The sequence below is a fragment of the Paenibacillus sp. JNU01 genome (assembly GCF_059130585.1).
Window position 1 is genome coordinate 5,418,015 of record NZ_CP169723.1, and the last position, 16,649, is coordinate 5,434,663.

General features: G+C 46.4%; 17 protein-coding genes. 9 read left to right on the plus strand and 8 right to left on the minus strand.

Annotated features, from left to right (window positions below):
* The first annotated feature begins 52 nt into the window (after positions 1-52).
* From NLBNIHML_RS23475 to NLBNIHML_RS23490, 4 genes are all read left to right on the plus strand, one after another.
* Complete coding sequence (locus tag NLBNIHML_RS23475) at positions 53-1,474, plus strand: arabinan endo-1,5-alpha-L-arabinosidase (RefSeq protein ID WP_494354751.1); 1,422 nt, start codon at positions 53-55, stop codon at positions 1,472-1,474.
* Positions 1,475-2,102: 628 nt separating this feature from the next.
* Positions 2,103-3,083 (plus strand): glycoside hydrolase family 43 protein, encoded by a 981-nt coding sequence (locus tag NLBNIHML_RS23480; RefSeq protein WP_339259325.1) that lies wholly within the window; start codon positions 2,103-2,105, stop codon positions 3,081-3,083.
* A 197-nt stretch (positions 3,084-3,280) separates the two neighbouring features.
* Positions 3,281-4,126, plus strand: coding sequence for an EcsC family protein (locus NLBNIHML_RS23485; protein WP_339240186.1), 846 nt, complete (start codon positions 3,281-3,283; stop codon positions 4,124-4,126).
* Between the two features lie 74 nt (positions 4,127-4,200).
* A complete protein-coding gene (locus NLBNIHML_RS23490) occupies positions 4,201-4,449 on the plus strand; it encodes a YbaK/EbsC family protein (RefSeq protein WP_494352896.1) in 249 nt (82 codons plus the stop codon).
* Between the two features lie 482 nt (positions 4,450-4,931).
* Here the strand turns inward: NLBNIHML_RS23490 and NLBNIHML_RS23495 are convergent, their stop codons facing one another.
* Positions 4,932-6,206 carry an MFS transporter gene (locus NLBNIHML_RS23495; protein ID WP_440387315.1) on the minus strand — a complete coding sequence of 425 codons (1,275 nt, stop codon included), beginning with the start codon at positions 6,204-6,206 and terminating at the stop codon, positions 4,932-4,934.
* 274 nt (positions 6,207-6,480) lie between these two features.
* Between NLBNIHML_RS23495 and NLBNIHML_RS23500 the strand changes: the two genes are divergently transcribed.
* Positions 6,481-6,693: a hypothetical protein gene (locus tag NLBNIHML_RS23500; protein WP_494352897.1), complete on the plus strand. Its 213-nt coding sequence runs from the start codon at positions 6,481-6,483 to the stop codon at positions 6,691-6,693.
* A gap of 152 nt (positions 6,694-6,845) precedes the next feature.
* On the opposite strand, the gene queF is transcribed toward NLBNIHML_RS23500, so the two are convergent.
* The 6 genes from queF to NLBNIHML_RS23530 form a co-directional block, all read right to left on the minus strand.
* Positions 6,846-7,337, minus strand: a complete 492-nt coding sequence (gene queF, locus NLBNIHML_RS23505) for a preQ(1) synthase (RefSeq protein WP_494352898.1) — start codon at positions 7,335-7,337, stop codon at positions 6,846-6,848.
* A 149-nt stretch (positions 7,338-7,486) separates the two neighbouring features.
* Positions 7,487-8,260, minus strand: a complete 774-nt coding sequence (gene queE / locus NLBNIHML_RS23510) for a 7-carboxy-7-deazaguanine synthase QueE (RefSeq protein ID WP_342572103.1) — start codon at positions 8,258-8,260, stop codon at positions 7,487-7,489.
* Positions 8,253-8,744 carry a 6-carboxytetrahydropterin synthase QueD gene (gene queD / locus NLBNIHML_RS23515; RefSeq protein ID WP_036611465.1) on the minus strand — a complete coding sequence of 164 codons (492 nt, stop codon included), beginning with the start codon at positions 8,742-8,744 and terminating at the stop codon, positions 8,253-8,255. Before queD ends, queE begins: the two co-directional genes overlap by 8 nt.
* Positions 8,741-9,421 (minus strand): 7-cyano-7-deazaguanine synthase QueC, encoded by a 681-nt coding sequence (gene queC / locus NLBNIHML_RS23520; RefSeq protein WP_494354752.1) that lies wholly within the window; start codon positions 9,419-9,421, stop codon positions 8,741-8,743. Before queC ends, queD begins: the two co-directional genes overlap by 4 nt.
* A 381-nt stretch (positions 9,422-9,802) precedes the next feature.
* The gene (locus NLBNIHML_RS23525) at positions 9,803-10,507 is read right to left on the minus strand and encodes an AIM24 family protein (RefSeq protein WP_339240194.1); all 705 of its coding nucleotides are present in this window, start codon (positions 10,505-10,507) and stop codon (positions 9,803-9,805) included.
* 17 nt (positions 10,508-10,524) lie between these two features.
* Entirely contained in the window at positions 10,525-10,980 is a 456-nt protein-coding gene (locus NLBNIHML_RS23530; protein ID WP_339240195.1) for a hypothetical protein, read from the minus strand.
* A gap of 331 nt (positions 10,981-11,311) precedes the next feature.
* On the opposite strand from NLBNIHML_RS23530, the gene NLBNIHML_RS23535 reads away from it, so the two are divergent.
* The 3 genes from NLBNIHML_RS23535 to NLBNIHML_RS23545 all read left to right on the plus strand — a co-directional run bounded on the left by NLBNIHML_RS23535 (position 11,312) and on the right by NLBNIHML_RS23545 (position 13,521).
* Entirely contained in the window at positions 11,312-11,479 is a 168-nt protein-coding gene (locus NLBNIHML_RS23535; RefSeq protein WP_494352899.1) for a hypothetical protein, read from the plus strand.
* Between the two features lie 207 nt (positions 11,480-11,686).
* A complete protein-coding gene (locus NLBNIHML_RS23540; protein ID WP_339240198.1) occupies positions 11,687-12,391 on the plus strand; it encodes a hypothetical protein in 705 nt (234 codons plus the stop codon).
* Between the two features lie 158 nt (positions 12,392-12,549).
* Positions 12,550-13,521 (plus strand): helix-turn-helix transcriptional regulator, encoded by a 972-nt coding sequence (locus NLBNIHML_RS23545; protein WP_339259343.1) that lies wholly within the window; start codon positions 12,550-12,552, stop codon positions 13,519-13,521.
* A 56-nt stretch (positions 13,522-13,577) separates the two neighbouring features.
* On the opposite strand, the gene NLBNIHML_RS23550 is transcribed toward NLBNIHML_RS23545, so the two are convergent.
* The gene (locus tag NLBNIHML_RS23550; protein ID WP_339259345.1) at positions 13,578-14,249 is read right to left on the minus strand and encodes a 3'-5' exonuclease; all 672 of its coding nucleotides are present in this window, start codon (positions 14,247-14,249) and stop codon (positions 13,578-13,580) included.
* A gap of 426 nt (positions 14,250-14,675) precedes the next feature.
* On the opposite strand from NLBNIHML_RS23550, the gene NLBNIHML_RS23555 reads away from it, so the two are divergent.
* A complete protein-coding gene (locus tag NLBNIHML_RS23555) occupies positions 14,676-16,622 on the plus strand; it encodes an FAD-dependent oxidoreductase (RefSeq protein ID WP_494352900.1) in 1,947 nt (648 codons plus the stop codon).
* Positions 16,623-16,649 lie beyond the last annotated feature (27 nt).

Here is a 16,649-nt window from a genome sequence, read left to right on the forward strand (position 1 = left end):
GTGGAAGAGATTCCGGGGTTGGACATTTTCGAAGAGAGGGGTTGTTGCTTCCATGTTGCTTATGCTAATTGTTGGAGCTACGGGTTGTTCTGGAGAAGGAGCAGGAGAAACGGTGTCCCGTCCGGTCTTTCCTGAAGCTCCTCAAGATACCCAACTGTATGATACCTCCATATTGGATGACGAGTCCCGTTGGACAGTAAACAATGCACATGATCCGGCCATTATCAAAACAGACCAAGGTTACTACGTCTATTCCACAGACGTTCGTGTAGCGGGAGAACCGAAACCCGGCGTCATGGTACGCAAATCGGATGATCTGATCCACTGGACATGGGTAGGCCAGGCTCTGCCAGGCATTCCGCAAGAAGCGCTGGATTGGACAGGTGCAGTGAACCTGTGGGCGCCGGATGTGATTCAGGCTGGTGACACCTATCGGATGTACTATTCGGCATCCAGTTTCGGTAGTACCCAGTCGGCCATTGGTTTGCAGACAGCTAAGTCCCCGGAAGGCCCATGGACAGATGAAGGGCTGGTTGTGAAAACCCTTGCGAATGAAGAGGATAAACTGAATGCCATTGATGCCAATCCCATTGTGGATGCCGAGGGCAATTCGTGGATGGTATATGGTTCGTTTTTTGATGGCATCTATATTGCCCCACTCGATCCGGATACCGGAAAGTTCAAGGACGAGGGTTATGGTACCCGCATTGCTGCACGGGATCGTGCAACCGAAGAGGGTGCAGTCGAAGGTCCATACATCGTGTATAACCCGGAGTTCAAAAAGTACTATTTGTTCGTCTCCTATGATTCCTTATTCGAGGACTATAACGTGCGGGTTGCGCGTGCCGATTCAATCACAGGACCGTACACGGACATGAATGGCATGAACATGCTGGATACAGAACATCTGCCTCAATATGAGATCGGCACCAAAATTCTGGGGGGTTATCGCTTCACAGAAGGTGAGGGCTGGGTAGCGCCCGGACATAACTCTGTTCTCAAGGACGGAGACGATTATTATATTGTGCATCATGCACGGGGCGAGACGGATAAAAACTGGCCCTATCTGCATGTACGCAAAATGGTATGGACGAAGGACGGCTGGCCTGTGGTTTCACCTGAACGGTACGCCGGTGAGACTGCCCAGGATATTCCGAAATCCATGATTGCCGGGGAGTGGGAAGGCATGGCGCTTGATCCGTCCGTGGACGGGCAGATTCAGGCAATGCCTTATACCCTAACAAGTAACGGTAAAATTAAAAGCGAAAATGGTTCTGGAACCTGGACATTTGATGGCCAACAAACATTGACACTGACGTGGAAAGAAAGTCCATGGGGCGGAGCTTCCATAGAAGAGCTGAAGCTGCTCCCGTCCTGGGACTGGGAGCGAAGCCAGCCTGCGCTGGTGGTAACAGGACTTAATGACCGCGGTGTAGCGGTCTGGGGCAAGCAGATTAGCGCAGCGGAGGAGTAAGGCAGGAAGCAGCGTGTAACCCGCGAGCGCGAAAAGAGCGAGCTCTACGCCGAGGATGCACAAGCAGTGAGGGGGAGGAAGGAGCCGCAGGAGCGAGTTTGGCATCCGATTTCAACCGCTAGGAGCGGTGGGAAAAGAAATCGGAGGACAAGAGAGCACCAAGTCCCTCCCACCCCTGAACGTCCGCAGTGTATGCCAAAGCTTTCCTGTTAAGGCGCGTTAACGCACAAGACATTGCTGCTTTTGGACAATCAAGAATCATCTGTACTAGCTTTGCGGCCAGCCCTGCATTAAGACGGGAGAGTTGACCCAGCGAAGCGGTCAACCCCATTAGACCGAGCCAATATAAGGCTCGAGTGAGGTAGTAACCCAGCGAGCGCGGTAAGAGCGAGCTGCTGAACCAAAGGTGCACAAGCAGTGAGGGGGAGGAAGGAGCCGCAGGAGCGAGTTTGGCATCCGATTTCAACCGCTAGGAGCGGTGGAAAAAGAAATCGGAGGACAAGAGAGCACCAAGGCCCTCCCACCCCTGAACGTCCGCTGTGCACCATGTCTTGCCTGTTCTTTTCACGTATGCGTTACATCCTCAACTCCGAGCCATCACACACACATTTGAAAGGGGAGCATTCCCATGACAGATTCCATTACCTTTACTAATCCCATTCTGGAGCAGCGTGCTGATCCGTGGGTGTACCGTCATACAGACGGCTACTATTATTTTTCCGCTTCCGTACCAGCCTTTGACCGGATCGAGATCCGGCGAGCAGAGACGTTGGAAGAGTTAAGAGATGCGGAGCCGGTAACGGCTTGGACCAAGCGTGACACGGGGCCGATGAGTGCCAACATCTGGGCACCGGAGATTCATTTTATCGATGGCAAATGGTACATACATTACGCTGCGGCTCATACCAGTGAGACCAACGAAGGTCTGTTTGATCACAGGATGTATGTGCTGGAGAACGATTCTACGAATCCACTCGAAGGGGAGTGGGTAGAAAAGGGACAGATCTATACACGCTGGGAATCATTTGCGCTGGATGCAACGACCTTTGAACATAAGGGAATCCGCTATCTGGTCTGGGCACAGAAAGATCCCGATATCGTGGGTAACTCGAACCTCTACATTGCCGAAATGGAAAACCCATGGACGCTACGCGGCGAACAGGTCATGATCTCTACGCCGGAGTATGATTGGGAAATCATCGGCTTTAAAGTGAATGAAGGCCCTGCGGTAATGCATCGCAATGGACGGTTATTTATTGGATACTCGGCGAGCGCGACCGACTACAATTATTGTATGGGTTTGCTCACCGCGGATGAAGATGCCAACCTGCTTGATCCGGCGAGTTGGGTGAAGTCACCCAAGCCGGTGTTCCAGACCTGTGAAGCGAACGGACAGTACGGTCCAGGTCATAACAGCTTTACTGTATCACCAGATGGCAAGACGGATATCTTGATCTATCATGCGCGTAATTACAAAGATATCGAGGGCGATCCATTGTATGATCCAAACCGTCACGCCCGTGCTCAAGTGATTCGCTGGCGTGAAGATGGCACACCTGATTTTGGTGTTCCGGTACCGGATGGAAAAGCAGTAGCAGAAACGAAATAAGATGTAGTATGTCTTTTTAATACGAGAGCCCTTGGTTAGCGAGTGATGCTGATTTAAGGGCTCTTTTGTATGGAAACGATAGGAAGGAGCGGTATGGGTGTCAATGTGTTGGATATAAAACAAAGCAACCACAACGATGATTTCTGCGTATGAGAAAGATACAGATTACGATGCACAACCTATTAGGAGGATTATATATGGATTCACGCGAAACCTTGGACCAGGAACTGGAACAGATTTTGAAATGGGAAAAACAACAGAAGGACTTGTTTATATGGGATAAAATTGGGCGTTTGCCCTTTGCGATGTTGGATAAAGTGATGCCTAAAGCGTTAAAACAGAAAATTGGAGATTCCCTGAACGATGTCGGGCAGTATGTCCAGCATGGGGGAAAGTTCCTCGTACAGAAGAAAAAAGTAGCTAAGCTGCTGCAAGAGGAAGCCGAGAAGTCCGGTTATTCCATGATAGATACGACCTATCGTTTGGAGCAGGAAGCTGAAACCGAGGGCACAACGAAGATTCATAGTGTGGAAAAGTTGCCGCTTCAAGTGTTGGACCAGGTGGCTGATAACATTACCGAGAGTCGAACCAAATTTGCTGCGGCACAGGGTGCAGCTACAGGCTTCGGTGGCATTGTAACTATTGCAGCAGATATTCCGATGGTGATGGGACTTTCCCTGAAGGTGCTTCAGGAGATGGCGCTATGTTACGGCTATGATCCAGATGAACCGCTGGAGCGCATCTTTATTGTGAAATGTCTGCAATTCTCATCCGCTGATATCGTAGGCAAGAAAGCGATCATTGAAGAACTCGCTGCATACGACGACCCGGACAAGCCGATTGAAGTGGTATCGCAGATGCAGGGCTGGCGGGAAGTTTTTAATTCCTATAGTGAATCCTTTGGTTGGAAAAAGCTGTTCCAGCTCATTCCAATTGCCGGCATGGTGTTTGGTTCGGTGAGCAACAAAAATACGATCCGGGATGTAGCCGAAGCAGGCAAAATGCTGTACAAAAAAAGGCTGATCCTTCAGCGTTTAAAGTAATTTAGAGACGTAATATTACAGAACATATCGTTAAAAACCTATTCTTGCGTGATGACAAGAAACGCAACTATGATATGGTGACGATTGCTGGAACGAAGTCAGTTGATTTGAGAAGTTTAAGCGTGAAGATACCTAGCCGCAAACTAAGTTTTGCTAGCGAAAAGGATTTGATGGAATGCCTCGGACTGGAAAAAGGACACGTCAACCCTATGGGGGTTCTCAATAATACTCAGAAAAACGTAACCGTCGTCTTTGACAAGGATCTAGTCGGTCAAAAAATCGGAATTCATCCCATGGAAAATACAGCAACGGTATTTCTTTAGTTTGAAGATGTGAAGGAATTGATTACATCTCAGGGTAGCAGCGTTGTGATGTGGAGTAATGCGGTTAAGGCTCATTGAGAGAAAAACAATATAACAAAAAGGGTTCCTGCCGGTCTGTGGATACAGATGGCGGGAACCCTTTTGTTGTTATGGTTTAAATTATTAATTTAGACTTCAAATGTAGGTGACTAAAGTGAAATCTAACGAACTCAGCAGACGCTATTTGGCGATATTTCACTCATCCCGATCTCTAAAGAATCTCAGACACGTTATTTCTACATTTTACACGCACATTCCAAGGTTTTCGGCCTTTTTCTCGGGAATAGCGTTGCTCAGATTCATTAGATTGCGAAATATGTGATATTCGTTCAAATAAGAGCTGTCAGGTTCGTTAGCACAGCTAACGTTTTATAAAGACAGTGTTGCCACGTAAGGATTGGATCCAATATAGAATAAAATGTGGACACCTGTTGATGTATGGCTTACTCTTCACTACCGTTTTCTTTCGCCCAGATATTCAGCAATTTATCGGATGGAAGCAGGAACGTGAAGATCCCGAGCAGGGGCAGGAAGCTGCACATCTGCATCACGGGTGATACGCCGAATACGTCAATCCAGTTGCCGAGAACAAGTGCACCCAGGCCTCCCATACCAAATGCCAGACCTGTAATCAGACCGGAAACCGTACCGATTTTGCCTGGAATCAGCATTTGTGCATAGACCACCGTAACCGAGAAGCTGGATAACATGATAAAACCAATAATGGTTAACAGTACACCTGTCCAGAACAGATTCGCATAAGGCAGCAACAGAGCAAGTGGAGCAGCTCCGGCCATGGACAGGAAGATCAGATTACGTTTGCCAAATCGATCCGCAAGAGGTCCTCCAAAGAACGTACCGAGTGCTCCCGCGGCCAGGAATAGAAAGATATAGATCTGCGCGTCCTCTGTGGATAATCCAAAAGTATCTTTCAGATTAAACGCGTAGAAGCTGCCAATAGAAGCGATGTACCAGGAACGAACAAAGACAAGCAAGATCAATAGCGTAATGGCGGCAGTAATCTTTTTGCGTAATGCTGGATTGGGTGCACGACGTGCAGCAGCCTGTCTACGCAGGTATCCACCAGATTGCAGCATGCGGCCATACCAACGGGCTATGTAGATCTGAACGGCGATCCCCATGGCTGCAATGCCTGTAAATCCAATCGCACCGAACAATCCAAACGGGATAAAGATCCAACGTGTAAGCAAAGGGGCAAGGGATTGCCCGGCGTTACCGCCGACCTGGAAGATGGACTGTGCCAGTCCGCGACGCTGACCGGCAGCCATATGGGATACCCGTGAACCTTCCGGATGGAAAGCGGCTGAACCCAGGCCGACAAAGATTACGGAAATCAGGACAGCCATATAACTGTCAGCAAAGGCCAACAGCAACATGCCGGTAAATGTAAAACCCATGCCGATGGGTAGAATGGACGGTGTCGGTTTTTTATCAGCAAACCAGCCTACGACAGGCTGCATAATGGATGCGGTAAAGTTGATCGCAAAAGAAATCCATCCGATCTGAGTATACGTGAGATGCATGGAGTCTTTCAGAATCGGAAAAATGGCTGGAATAACCGACTGGATCGAATCATTGAACAGATGAACCAGACTGATCGCAATGAGTATCCGGTAAACGGTGCTTTGGGCATCCAATCCGGGTGGGGCTTTCGAACGCGCTGCGGCGTCCTTGGTTAATGAGTTTTGTGTAGACATGTACAATTCTCCTTTGGTCGCGGTCACGAGGGATCAGCGCCTGATGTTGTATTCTATGCGTGTAAGCATATTGTTACATAATAGGATAGATTGATTGGGTCGACAAGGGGAACAAGAGAAATAGAATAACGTGGATGAATCAATTTTTGCTATTAAATATCTATATTTGAAGAGTATTTTGTTGTAATTGCATTTACAAAAGAAACATATTAATTTAGCATTTAGTGTAAGAAAATCCATATTTAAGTGCAAGAAGGCCCTAGGAGGGGTTAAAATGAAATCACTGTCACCTTATGCTGCTGCCAAACGTGAACTGGTGATGACCATTTTATATATGGCTGTAATCACGTATCAGGCTATCTATGTTGCACCGAAATCTCTATCTGCTGCTATCGTCATATTTATCATTTTTCAATCGATTGGTGTACTGATGTTGAGACATTACATTAAAAAATTAAAAAAACTGAAGGACGATCAGTCTACTTGAATGTCAGTTGAATCAAGGATTTAGAGAAAAGCTGAATTTCGTATAAATCGTATACCTGTTAAAAGGAAAAAGCCGAACTTCTTCAGATTTGAAGAGTTCGGCTTTTGACATTCTATGATTCTATTTTATACAGAATGGATGAACCTGACGATTTAACGATTATCAATTGTTTCCGGATACATATCATGATTCATCATGCGGTGGTCGGCCATCTGCTCGTACTTCGTTCCCGGCTTACCGTAATTTGTGTACGGGTCAATGGAGATACCACCGCGCGGTGTGAATTTGCCCCATACTTCAATGTAGCGCGGGTCCATCAGCTTGATCAGGTCGTTCATGATGATATTCACACAATCCTCGTGGAAGTCACCATGGTTGCGGAAGCTGAACAGGTACAGCTTGAGTGATTTGCTCTCGACCATTTTGATATCAGGAATGTAGCTAATATAGATCGTTGCAAAGTCTGGCTGACCCGTAATCGGGCACAGGCTGGTGAACTCCGGGCAGTTGAATTTAACAAAATAATCACGGTACGGATGCTTGTTATCAAAGCTCTCCAGAATGCCCGAATCGTACTCAAACGTATATTTTACGTTCTGGTTGCCTAGCAACGTCACATCTTGCATCTCATCAGGTTGTCTCATCGGTTATTAAGCGCTCCTTGTTTCCGTCAAAGCCCGAAGCTTCGCGGTATATATGAATAGGCCGTCTTCAATCTTGCCTGTATAATTCTCTTCATTGTTTGAGGACATTTCGTTCTCATCCATGCCGCCCATTCCACCCATACTGCCCATTAGACGCCGCGTTTGTTGCCCCATACCAACGTATGAAGCTGTGGAAGCACACGAACATCATTCAGGTCATCGGATGCACTGACTTGGTCAATCAGCCACTCATAACGAGCAAGCAGTGAGGACGCCAGATCTGGCGTATCGGCGGAAGTCACATCCGGGTTCCCGGTTTGTAAAAATAGATCCGTGCCCGGATATCGTGCATGCACACGGCGGGCATAGCCCAGGTCTGTCTCATCGAAGATCACGATCTTCAGACTATGGCTTCGTTCTGCCGGGCCAGCGGCTAGCCGTCCGATCAGATCATCCAGCACGGACCAATCCGTGTCCATGCCGGAGCTGGGTGGCTTGGGCGAGACGGTGACTTCATCAATGTCCGCCAGCCAAGGCTGCCAGCGGGAGCCCTGCGTCTCCACCGCGGTGCGGATGCCGTTCTCCCGCAGCAGGGCAACCAATCCGCCCAGCGAAGCGAGCAGGGCGGGATTACCGCCGGAGATGGTGACATGGGAGAAACGCGTGCCGCCAACGCGGCGCAATTCTTCCCATACGCCCTCCGGCGTAATCATCTGGATCTGGTCCTTGCCACTGCCATCCCAGGTAAAGGCCGAGTCGCACCAGGAGCAGCGATAATCGCAACCCGCGGTGCGAACAAACATCGTTTTTTGCCCGATGACCATGCCTTCGCCTTGAACCGTCGGACCAAAAATCTCCATCACAGGGATGCGAGCCTCTTGGTTACGTTCACGCGATGGCCCATGTTCTACAACACTACTCATCAATCATCCACTCCCGTCTCGCTTCCGCGTAACTGGTTGGTGTCTCGAAGAGCCTTACAAACTCTGTCCGTCCGCCGTCGGTTAGTCCAGCATATGGCTCTGTCTGAAGCGCATGCTCCATTTGTTCGAACAGCCAGACGACCATATTTTCAGCCGTTGTATTCATTAAAGGAAGTGTCTCGTTGAGGTACTGATGATCCAGATAACCCTCAATCTGAGTTTTCCATATATCCTTGATATGTCCAAAATCAACTGTCAGCCCGGTTTCACCCGGATAACCGCTGATGCCAAATATCACTTTATACGTATGACCGTGCAAGTTCTTGCACTTGCCTTCATAACAATGCAGATGATGTGCCGCGTCAAAGGTGAATTCTTTGCTTACAAGCACACGTTTGCGGTGATAGCGCAGCTGGGTGGGTAGAATATCTTCACCTATTCGTTGCAGATGCTCCACAATACGGAATGTTCCCGGCTCTCTCATCGTACATCCACTCCCGCCGATTCAGCAGAAGCACGTTGCTGTACATAACGATCCAGTCCGGCTTTGCGCAGTTTGCAAGCAGGGCATTCTCCGCATCCATCGCCAATTACGCCGTTATAACAGGTCAGGGTACGCTCACGAACATATTCGAAGGCACCGAGATCATCTGCCATCTTCCACGTTTGGGCTTTGTCCAGCCACATGAGTGGCGTATGAATGACAAATGGGTAGTCCATCGAGAGATTAAGTGTCACATTCATCGACTTTACAAATGAATCCCGGCAATCCGGGTATCCGCTGAAATCCGTCTCACATACACCTGTAACCAGGTGACGAGCTCCTTTTTGTTTGGCCATAATCGCTGCAAAGCTGAGGAACAGCAGATTCCGTCCATCCACAAATGTACTTGGCAGTTCGCCTTCTTCATGTGTAATTTCAACATCTGTGCGCGTGAGTGCGTTGGGTGCTAGCTGGTTTAACAGGCTCATATCGAGAACCGTTTGCTGCACGCCCAGATCGCGAGCGATCTCGGAAGCACATTCAATCTCCAGCTTGTGGCGCTGACCGTAATCAAACGTAACAACCTCGACTTCGGCAAACTGTTGTTTGGCCCAGAACAGACACGTGGTGCTATCCTGACCGCCGCTGAATACAACGACTGCTTTTTCTTCGTTCAACATAAAAAAACCTCTCTATCTTCTTGAGATCAAACCATGCACGAAGGCATAGAGTGTCGGAAGAACAGAGAAGTTCATGAACTGGCATCCATCAAAAAACACACCTTCTCGATAACCGCTTCAAAAAAAAGCAGCCATGAGCAAGTGTCCTTAGTTTTTTACGTACATTACGATAAGTAACGTGTACGCAAGACTTATACTGACCATCACAAGGTCAAGTCTTATAGAGGGAGTTCGCGAACCTCTCCCATGCCGTAGGCACGGATTTTCTTCTTCAATTGTCTGAACCATTATAACATGAAACCGCGTGGTGACCACCCCACTTGAGCACAGTGGCAGTTAATCGGTTGGCTTCATTAACTAACGGTCTATTTGATATGTTTATTTGATCAGTACATTCCCGAAAGGGATCACTTCTTTCAGAATTCGTTTGAACAGACCCTCATCGTTGAGATCCTGTTCCAACCGACGATTCTCACGTCCAGCCTGAAAGAGTACAGATCCATGTCCTGTCATCTTCCAATGATAATTCATATGCTGACTGGCAAGGTTGTTACCATATACCGTGAGTTCCAGATGTGCATTCTCGGGATAGGCAATGATGCTACCGGCATCCACATACAGCGGTGCTGTTGGGTGAAGTTCCTGTTGGCAGACCTGGCCTTGAGTGAGCAATCCGATTTTACCTCTGCCGGAAAATTTCATTTTCACTGCATCACGGGTGATCAGCATGTTTTTGATTTTTTGGATTTTGGTATGCATCGTTACACCATCCGAGTAGAAGAACAGGTGGCGGAAATCATAGAGCAGATCACTGTCCTCCGTGAGCTCCACTTCCTTCATGGTGAATCCGGGAGGCAGGGCAGCCACAAATTGGCAAGGTCCGGTAATTTCAGATTTAATCAGCTTTTTCTTGCGATATATGCCTGTAATATTCATGAATTTATCATTGCGGCTCCCACTTGGACCGCGGAAGGCCACTATTTGCTGTGGATGCAGAATATGAAGGCGGTCATCTTTAATCAGTGAAAATGTGACGACTTGTCCAGTTCCGCCTGCTTCAGCATGGTTCAGGTGTATGTTCATGCAGTTGCTCCTGTCTTTTATACTCGGCCTGAACGGCGACGCATTCCCCAACGCATCACACGAATCAGAACAAAATAACCCAATATGAGAGAAACGACAGTGATGATCATCGTCTGAATTCGTTTGCTGGCAGCCACTCTGGCATTCTGGTCATCTTGCAATTTGCTTACCATTTCAGTAAGTTTCTGGTTCTGAGCCAGTAGCTGTTCGTTCTGGGTCTTAAATGCTTCGACATTGGCCTGAGCTTGTCCCAGCTGAGCGGATGTTTGATTCAATTGCTCCATGGTTTGTTTGTAACTTTCCTGCAGAGCGTTCACTTCTCCAGGCAATTCGGAGACTCGCTCCCAGCCGCTATATATATCCGTAAAAATATTGGCACTGGCTGCATTTGCTGTCGAAGCGATCGAAACGGTAAATAGAATGCATGTGGTGAATAACACCCGAATGAAATAACCCTGAATGGATTTTGGCATCGTTAACACCTCTTTCTTCGGTTAGATCGAGCAATCGCCGAAATCGTCGTCTATTGTTGAAATACGGCTCTTACATTATACGTCAAAATCGGGACGATGGGTTCAAGATGATATCGTTTTATTACCCGAAATATTTAAAATGATTTAGGAACAGGGCTGTTTAGCATATAAATCTGTGGGGTAATAGAACGATAGGCAAGCACACCGGACCGTTTTAACAGAACTTTTACTTCAGTTCCGGGTGCATGCTATTCACAAATACGCAATTTAATGAACGATACCAATATATCCGATTGAATATAAGATCGCGAACATGAAGGAGTAGAAACATATGTATACGACAGATCAGAGCACATCAACCAAAACAATTATGATCACTGTTAACGGAGAGCCAGTAGGGCGTAAGCTGGTCATTGACAGTGTCACCTATGCTCCGGTAACCCAAGCAGATGGTGCACAGTACTTACACAAAATGGGAATTGATCATCCTACAGTTTAATTTGGGACTTGTCATAGATTAAGGATTGAAAAGCTTGGCATAGTGCCAGGCTTTTTCGTCGTTTATTGTCGTATTCAGGCGGATTTGGGGACGAGAAACTAATATATTGGAAAAATTTAATGGGAACATGTGTTCCGTGACAATATAGTGTCCATTCACCCTGATAACTTAGAAGATAATACACATAAATCGGGGGAGAGACTACCAGTGAACTCAGTCTTTGAAGTATCTTATTCGTGGAATAAAGAGGCCATACCGACAGGGGGAGCCGACCCCGTATATATGATGGTAGAGTGGCGTAACGGTGCCCCTGCCAAAAGACTTAGGAAAATAGCACCCAAAATTGTATCAAGAGATTTGGAACTTTTGCTCAAACCGGAATATGGGGTGCAGCTCAAAGGCATCTATGGATGTCGCTCCAAAGAAACAGATATTGGTTGGTTACTCAGGCTTGGTGATGTATACAAAGGGGAGAGCAAACAAATTTTGCTTGAATTCGTCATGGGACCCCGGGTATCCGGAAAAGCAGCGGTATGTTCAGCCTACTGGAGCACAAGGAAGTTGAAGCAAAGTCAACGCGTATTGTTACGAAGAGAGCAGTTGTATATTCAGTACACCAGTCATCTCGGCATGCTGAGACAGCCGGAAGATCCGAAGGTGGAAAAGACCATTAAGTTAAGTGAAACTGTACCGTTGATCAAGCAAGCCTTACGTGCCTATGAAAGGGGCCGGGTTCAAGAGGGGAGTCATATGTTGCGTCGTCATGCAGATGCGCTGTTAATTGAAGCCGCACGCAAGCAGGATCTGGATTATTACACAGAAGCCGAGATCGTTGAGAAGCTGCGTTGTCATTATGAAATCACGTTTACAACCGGATATCATGACCGTGAACAAAAGATATTAGGCGAATAGGGTTGATTTCAGATGGTTACGGTATAGAGAGAACGAGTCTACATATGTTTTGAAGGTGAAGTTTAGGAGAAGGTCGAATGTATGTATCAATATCATATTAAACTATGGATGGAGTTGTATCAAATTTATTGAAACAACATCGTGGAGGGTCCGGCAAAATGACAGACCGACTAATCCGATTAATGCGCATTATCACGCTGGTACAAGCCAAGCCAGGCATTCTGGCGCGTGAGCTTGCCCAGCGATGCGAGACGACGGAAAGGACGATATACCGCGACATGGAGGCCCTCAGTGCAATGCATATCCCGATCGCCAATATGGGACACGGACAAGGGTACATGTTTATCAGCCATTTTGCCATGTATCCGCTTAATTGGTCTGATGAAGAAGCCCAAGCTTTCATGCATCTTGCTGAAGTTATGGAGAATATTCGTCCTTTGCTGAAACCTGCTTTTGAGAGCGCGTATGAGAAAGTGGTTGCTTCGAGTCAGAAAAACAAAACAGAACGTGTGGAATGGTCGGAGCAAATAAGTGGATTATTCAAAGTGGGATTGCCCGTATGGCAACATGAAAATAATGATTCACAGAACCAATCCCTGATTACCTTGCTTCAGGCAGGAATCTCACAGAACACTATTGAAGCGGAGTATCTGTCTCAAGGAAAAAAAGGAATTGTACGCATAGATCCTTACTGTCTTATCCCGCAAGAATACAGATTTGAGCTGTTAGGGTATTGTCACATGTCGGAGAAACTTCGAATATTTCAGGTGAGCCGGCTGCTAAGGATACGGATCTTGCCGCGTACGTTTCGAAAAGAGGACTATCTCATACAATCACACTTCCGCATTCCTTGGGCATATGAGGGAAGTACGGAGTGGACTGCGTTCAAAATTCGATTTGCACCCCATGCTGTGGAGCGTGTAATGCAGGAACAATTCTATATACGCCCCATTTTAACCATAGAACCGGAAGGTAGCCTGTTATTTGAAGCCATTTTAAGTGACGTTGAGGAGTTTCTCGTATGGATATCCAAATATGGACCTGATGCGGAGATACTCGAACCAGAGATATGCCGCATCAAGATGAAAGAACGCCTGAATTATTGGCAGCAAATGTACAATAGAAGTTGAAATTAGAAGGCTCCTATTCTATCGCAACACACGATTAGGCACCGTGCTGTGGAGAGCTACTCTTTGGATTTGAACAGGTTTGCCAGGTTACCAAACGGAGATTCTTTCTCTTCATCTTCTGTAGAGCTGGAATAGACAACCTTAGATGCAATGCCTTCATCATCGGCTGCACAGTTATTTTCCAGCGTGAATCGGTCGAATTGATGCATGAATACCTTAGCTGTATTGATGGCATCATCCAATGCGCGGTGCTGGGTACCATCGAATTCAATGCCGCAGATTTCAAGAGCCTGAGCGAGACCGAGTTGACGGAATTTGCCTTCTTTGCGAACGGTGCGCGACCATTGTTGCTGGAGATCGTTATGATTGGTGATCCAGGCCACATCCAGTTGATGTGTGCGACAATGAGAGATCAGTTTGCTGCGGTCATCGGGTCCCCAGGAACACATGTAATAGGGGTCACTTCCCATCCAGGCAATGAATTGATTCAATGCTGCCGGAAAAAGTGGGGCTGCATCAATATCTTTCTGCGTGATGCCTGTAAACTGAATCGTGTCAGTGGACAGAACGGATTTGTTGGAAGGACGAACATACGTATGGAACGTATCCGTAACGGCCAATCCATCCGCACTTTCCGTAACTTTGACGGCGCCGATATCAATGATTTCAGAAGAATAGCGAGTATTGCGGCTTACCGTGAATTCAAGATCGTATATGATATATGGCATAGGACAAGCTCCTTTATCGATTAATACCTGTGGTAGATTTCTATTTCTCTATATTACAGGGAACATGCTTCCATGTCAGCCATCGCCAGAGAATTCATTGTAATCAGGATGAACGAACTGTTTGAATGTTTAATTATCTAACAGATGCATTTCCGGTTTTGGTAAGTCTTTACTTCGCAAAAAGTGGTCGTTATAATGAGTGGAGTTAGGGGCTTTCCTATATATTGGTCTGTATTTATGGCGACATAAAAGTAGAATTATTATCAAAACTTCCTAACACAGTTTGAAATGTTGGGAAGTTTTTTTGTTATTTATGCCTATTCATGCAGGAAAGGAGAGAAATTAGTCGGTTGTTGGTATAGCATAGGAAAACTGCTTCACGAGTTCGTATTATTGAATTTACAGTACATATGGAGGTTTGTTTCTTTGATTAGCAGAAAAATGAAAATAACAGCAATTACAGCTAGTGTGTTTGTTGTGTTAATGAGCGCTGCTTATGGTGCATTTTATATTTGGAACAAGAATTATAAATTTAATAATAATTATGTATGGCAGCCTCTGGAGAACGTAGAATCTGCAATAACCTTGAAAGATTCCTATGACGTAATTGTAGCTGGAACGGATCCTGAGGGCATTACCGCTGCTTTATCAGCTGCTCGTAATGGAATGCGTGTATTGCTAGTGGAAGCAAGAGATCGAAACATGTTGGGCGGATTGTTAACCGAGGGAGGCCTTAATACGCTGGATCTAAATTATTCCCCTGAACAACCGCAGTTATTGAGTAGTTTGCGACAGCCTGATTTTTTGAACAAGGGCATTTTCCAGGAATGGTTTGACCAGATCGAGGGCAGTTCTTTTGATACCCATACAGCAGCTAACGTTTTCTATCGGATGGTTCGTTCTGAACCTAATATTGATCTGTTGATGAACGCGAAGGAATTAGTTCCTGTTACTGAACAATCTACGGGAGATCACACGACAATAACGGGGATGAGCATAACGAAAGAAGACGGAACAACTGTTCAGATATCAACCCGCTCCATTATTGATGCGACGCAAGATGCGGATATTGCAGCCGCTGCAGGAGTTCCATACTCCATCGGTAGACAAGATATTGGAGATGGTAAATCCAAAATGGTCTCTACGCTCGTATTCAAGCTAAGCGGTGTTACAGATGAGGTATGGCAAAAGTTTAGGGAAAGAGAGGGAACCGGGGTTGATAAGATGAGTGCTTGGGGGTACGGTGATGCTCGAAAATATGAATCCTCCAATCCACAACATATTAAGATTCGTAGTCTGAATATTGGAAGACAAAATGATGATACAATCTTGGTTAACACGATGCAGATCTTTGGGGTAGACCCGTTAGATCCGATATCTGTGAAAGAAGGTTTGGAGATCGGGAATAAAGAAGCCCCACGAATTGTTGATTTTCTGAAGAAAAATTATGATGAATTCGCAGGGCTGCAATATGCTGGGACAGCGAATGAGCTTTATGTGAGGGAGTCACGTCACATCTATGGCGAGTATCGATTAACTTTAGCGGATGTCATGGAAAATCGTGATCATTGGGATGCAATTGGATACGGTTCATACGATATTGATATTCAGAGCACGAGTGTTGGAAATGCCGGCACGATTATGTTAAGTCCGATTCAATATGGTGTACCTTTTCGTTCTCTTGTTCCGCTAAAGGTGGATGGTATGCTTGTCGTCGGACGTGCAGCAAGTTATGATACAATCCCACATGGTAGTGCGAGAGTTGTACCGCTGGGAATGGCAGAGGGAGAAGCGGCAGGAGCGGCGGTCAAACTGGCCTACGTCCATAAGGAGTCCTTCCGAGAACTCTCAGCTTCTGAAGAGCGAGCATCTGAATTACGCAAAATGCTGGAAAAACAGGGTATGGATCTAAAGGTACATCATTTCGAACAGCCTAAGTATATGGAACATAAGGATTACAAGGGATTGCTGGCTGCCGCGAGTATGTATATGACTTCAGGCAATTATAATAACGATGGTTGGGAACTGGATAAAGGAATGAATCCGGAACGATTTTTAAGTAAATTGAAAAGAATGCAGTCGATGTTCCCAGAAGCCTACACCGGCAGTGCCGATCAAGCTCTGGCCACTATGCAGAATGCCTCAACCCTACCTTTAACGTTGGATCAGGCTGCGTATATGTTATGTCTGGCAATGGGATCTGCAGAAGCTGAAACTTCACTTGAAGAGGCACTTGCTCAATTGCAAACGCAAAACTTTATAAGTGACGACACACTTGCTGGCATTGCTGACAAGAACAATCTTACCAATGGGGATGCGTTTATGCTCATTCGTGATGTAGTGGAGTATTATTCAGGAGTTGTATTTGGTTAAGTTGGTTGACAATTACTTGTAAATGAA

What these genes read in the sequence shown, in the direction of transcription:
- NLBNIHML_RS23535 (WP_494352899.1), top strand. Translation starts at nt 11,312, where the DNA reads ATGTATACGACAGATCAGAGCACATCAACCAAAACAATTATGATCACT.
- queE (WP_342572103.1), bottom strand. Translation starts at nt 8,260, where the DNA reads ATGAGTAGTGTTGTAGAACATGGGCCATCGCGTGAACGTAACCAAGAG.
- NLBNIHML_RS23525 (WP_339240194.1), bottom strand. Translation starts at nt 10,507, where the DNA reads ATGAACATACACCTGAACCATGCTGAAGCAGGCGGAACTGGACAAGTC.
- queD (WP_036611465.1), bottom strand. Translation starts at nt 8,744, where the DNA reads ATGAGAGAGCCGGGAACATTCCGTATTGTGGAGCATCTGCAACGAATA.
- queF (WP_494352898.1), bottom strand. Translation starts at nt 7,337, where the DNA reads ATGAGACAACCTGATGAGATGCAAGATGTGACGTTGCTAGGCAACCAG.
- NLBNIHML_RS23545 (WP_339259343.1), top strand. Translation starts at nt 12,550, where the DNA reads ATGACAGACCGACTAATCCGATTAATGCGCATTATCACGCTGGTACAA.
- NLBNIHML_RS23485 (WP_339240186.1), top strand. Translation starts at nt 3,281, where the DNA reads ATGGATTCACGCGAAACCTTGGACCAGGAACTGGAACAGATTTTGAAA.
- NLBNIHML_RS23550 (WP_339259345.1), bottom strand. Translation starts at nt 14,249, where the DNA reads ATGCCATATATCATATACGATCTTGAATTCACGGTAAGCCGCAATACT.
- NLBNIHML_RS23495 (WP_440387315.1), bottom strand. Translation starts at nt 6,206, where the DNA reads ATGTCTACACAAAACTCATTAACCAAGGACGCCGCAGCGCGTTCGAAA.
- NLBNIHML_RS23500 (WP_494352897.1), top strand. Translation starts at nt 6,481, where the DNA reads ATGAAATCACTGTCACCTTATGCTGCTGCCAAACGTGAACTGGTGATG.
- NLBNIHML_RS23530 (WP_339240195.1), bottom strand. Translation starts at nt 10,980, where the DNA reads ATGCCAAAATCCATTCAGGGTTATTTCATTCGGGTGTTATTCACCACA.
- NLBNIHML_RS23480 (WP_339259325.1), top strand. Translation starts at nt 2,103, where the DNA reads ATGACAGATTCCATTACCTTTACTAATCCCATTCTGGAGCAGCGTGCT.
- NLBNIHML_RS23475 (WP_494354751.1), top strand. Translation starts at nt 53, where the DNA reads ATGTTGCTTATGCTAATTGTTGGAGCTACGGGTTGTTCTGGAGAAGGA.
- NLBNIHML_RS23490 (WP_494352896.1), top strand. Translation starts at nt 4,201, where the DNA reads ATGGTGACGATTGCTGGAACGAAGTCAGTTGATTTGAGAAGTTTAAGC.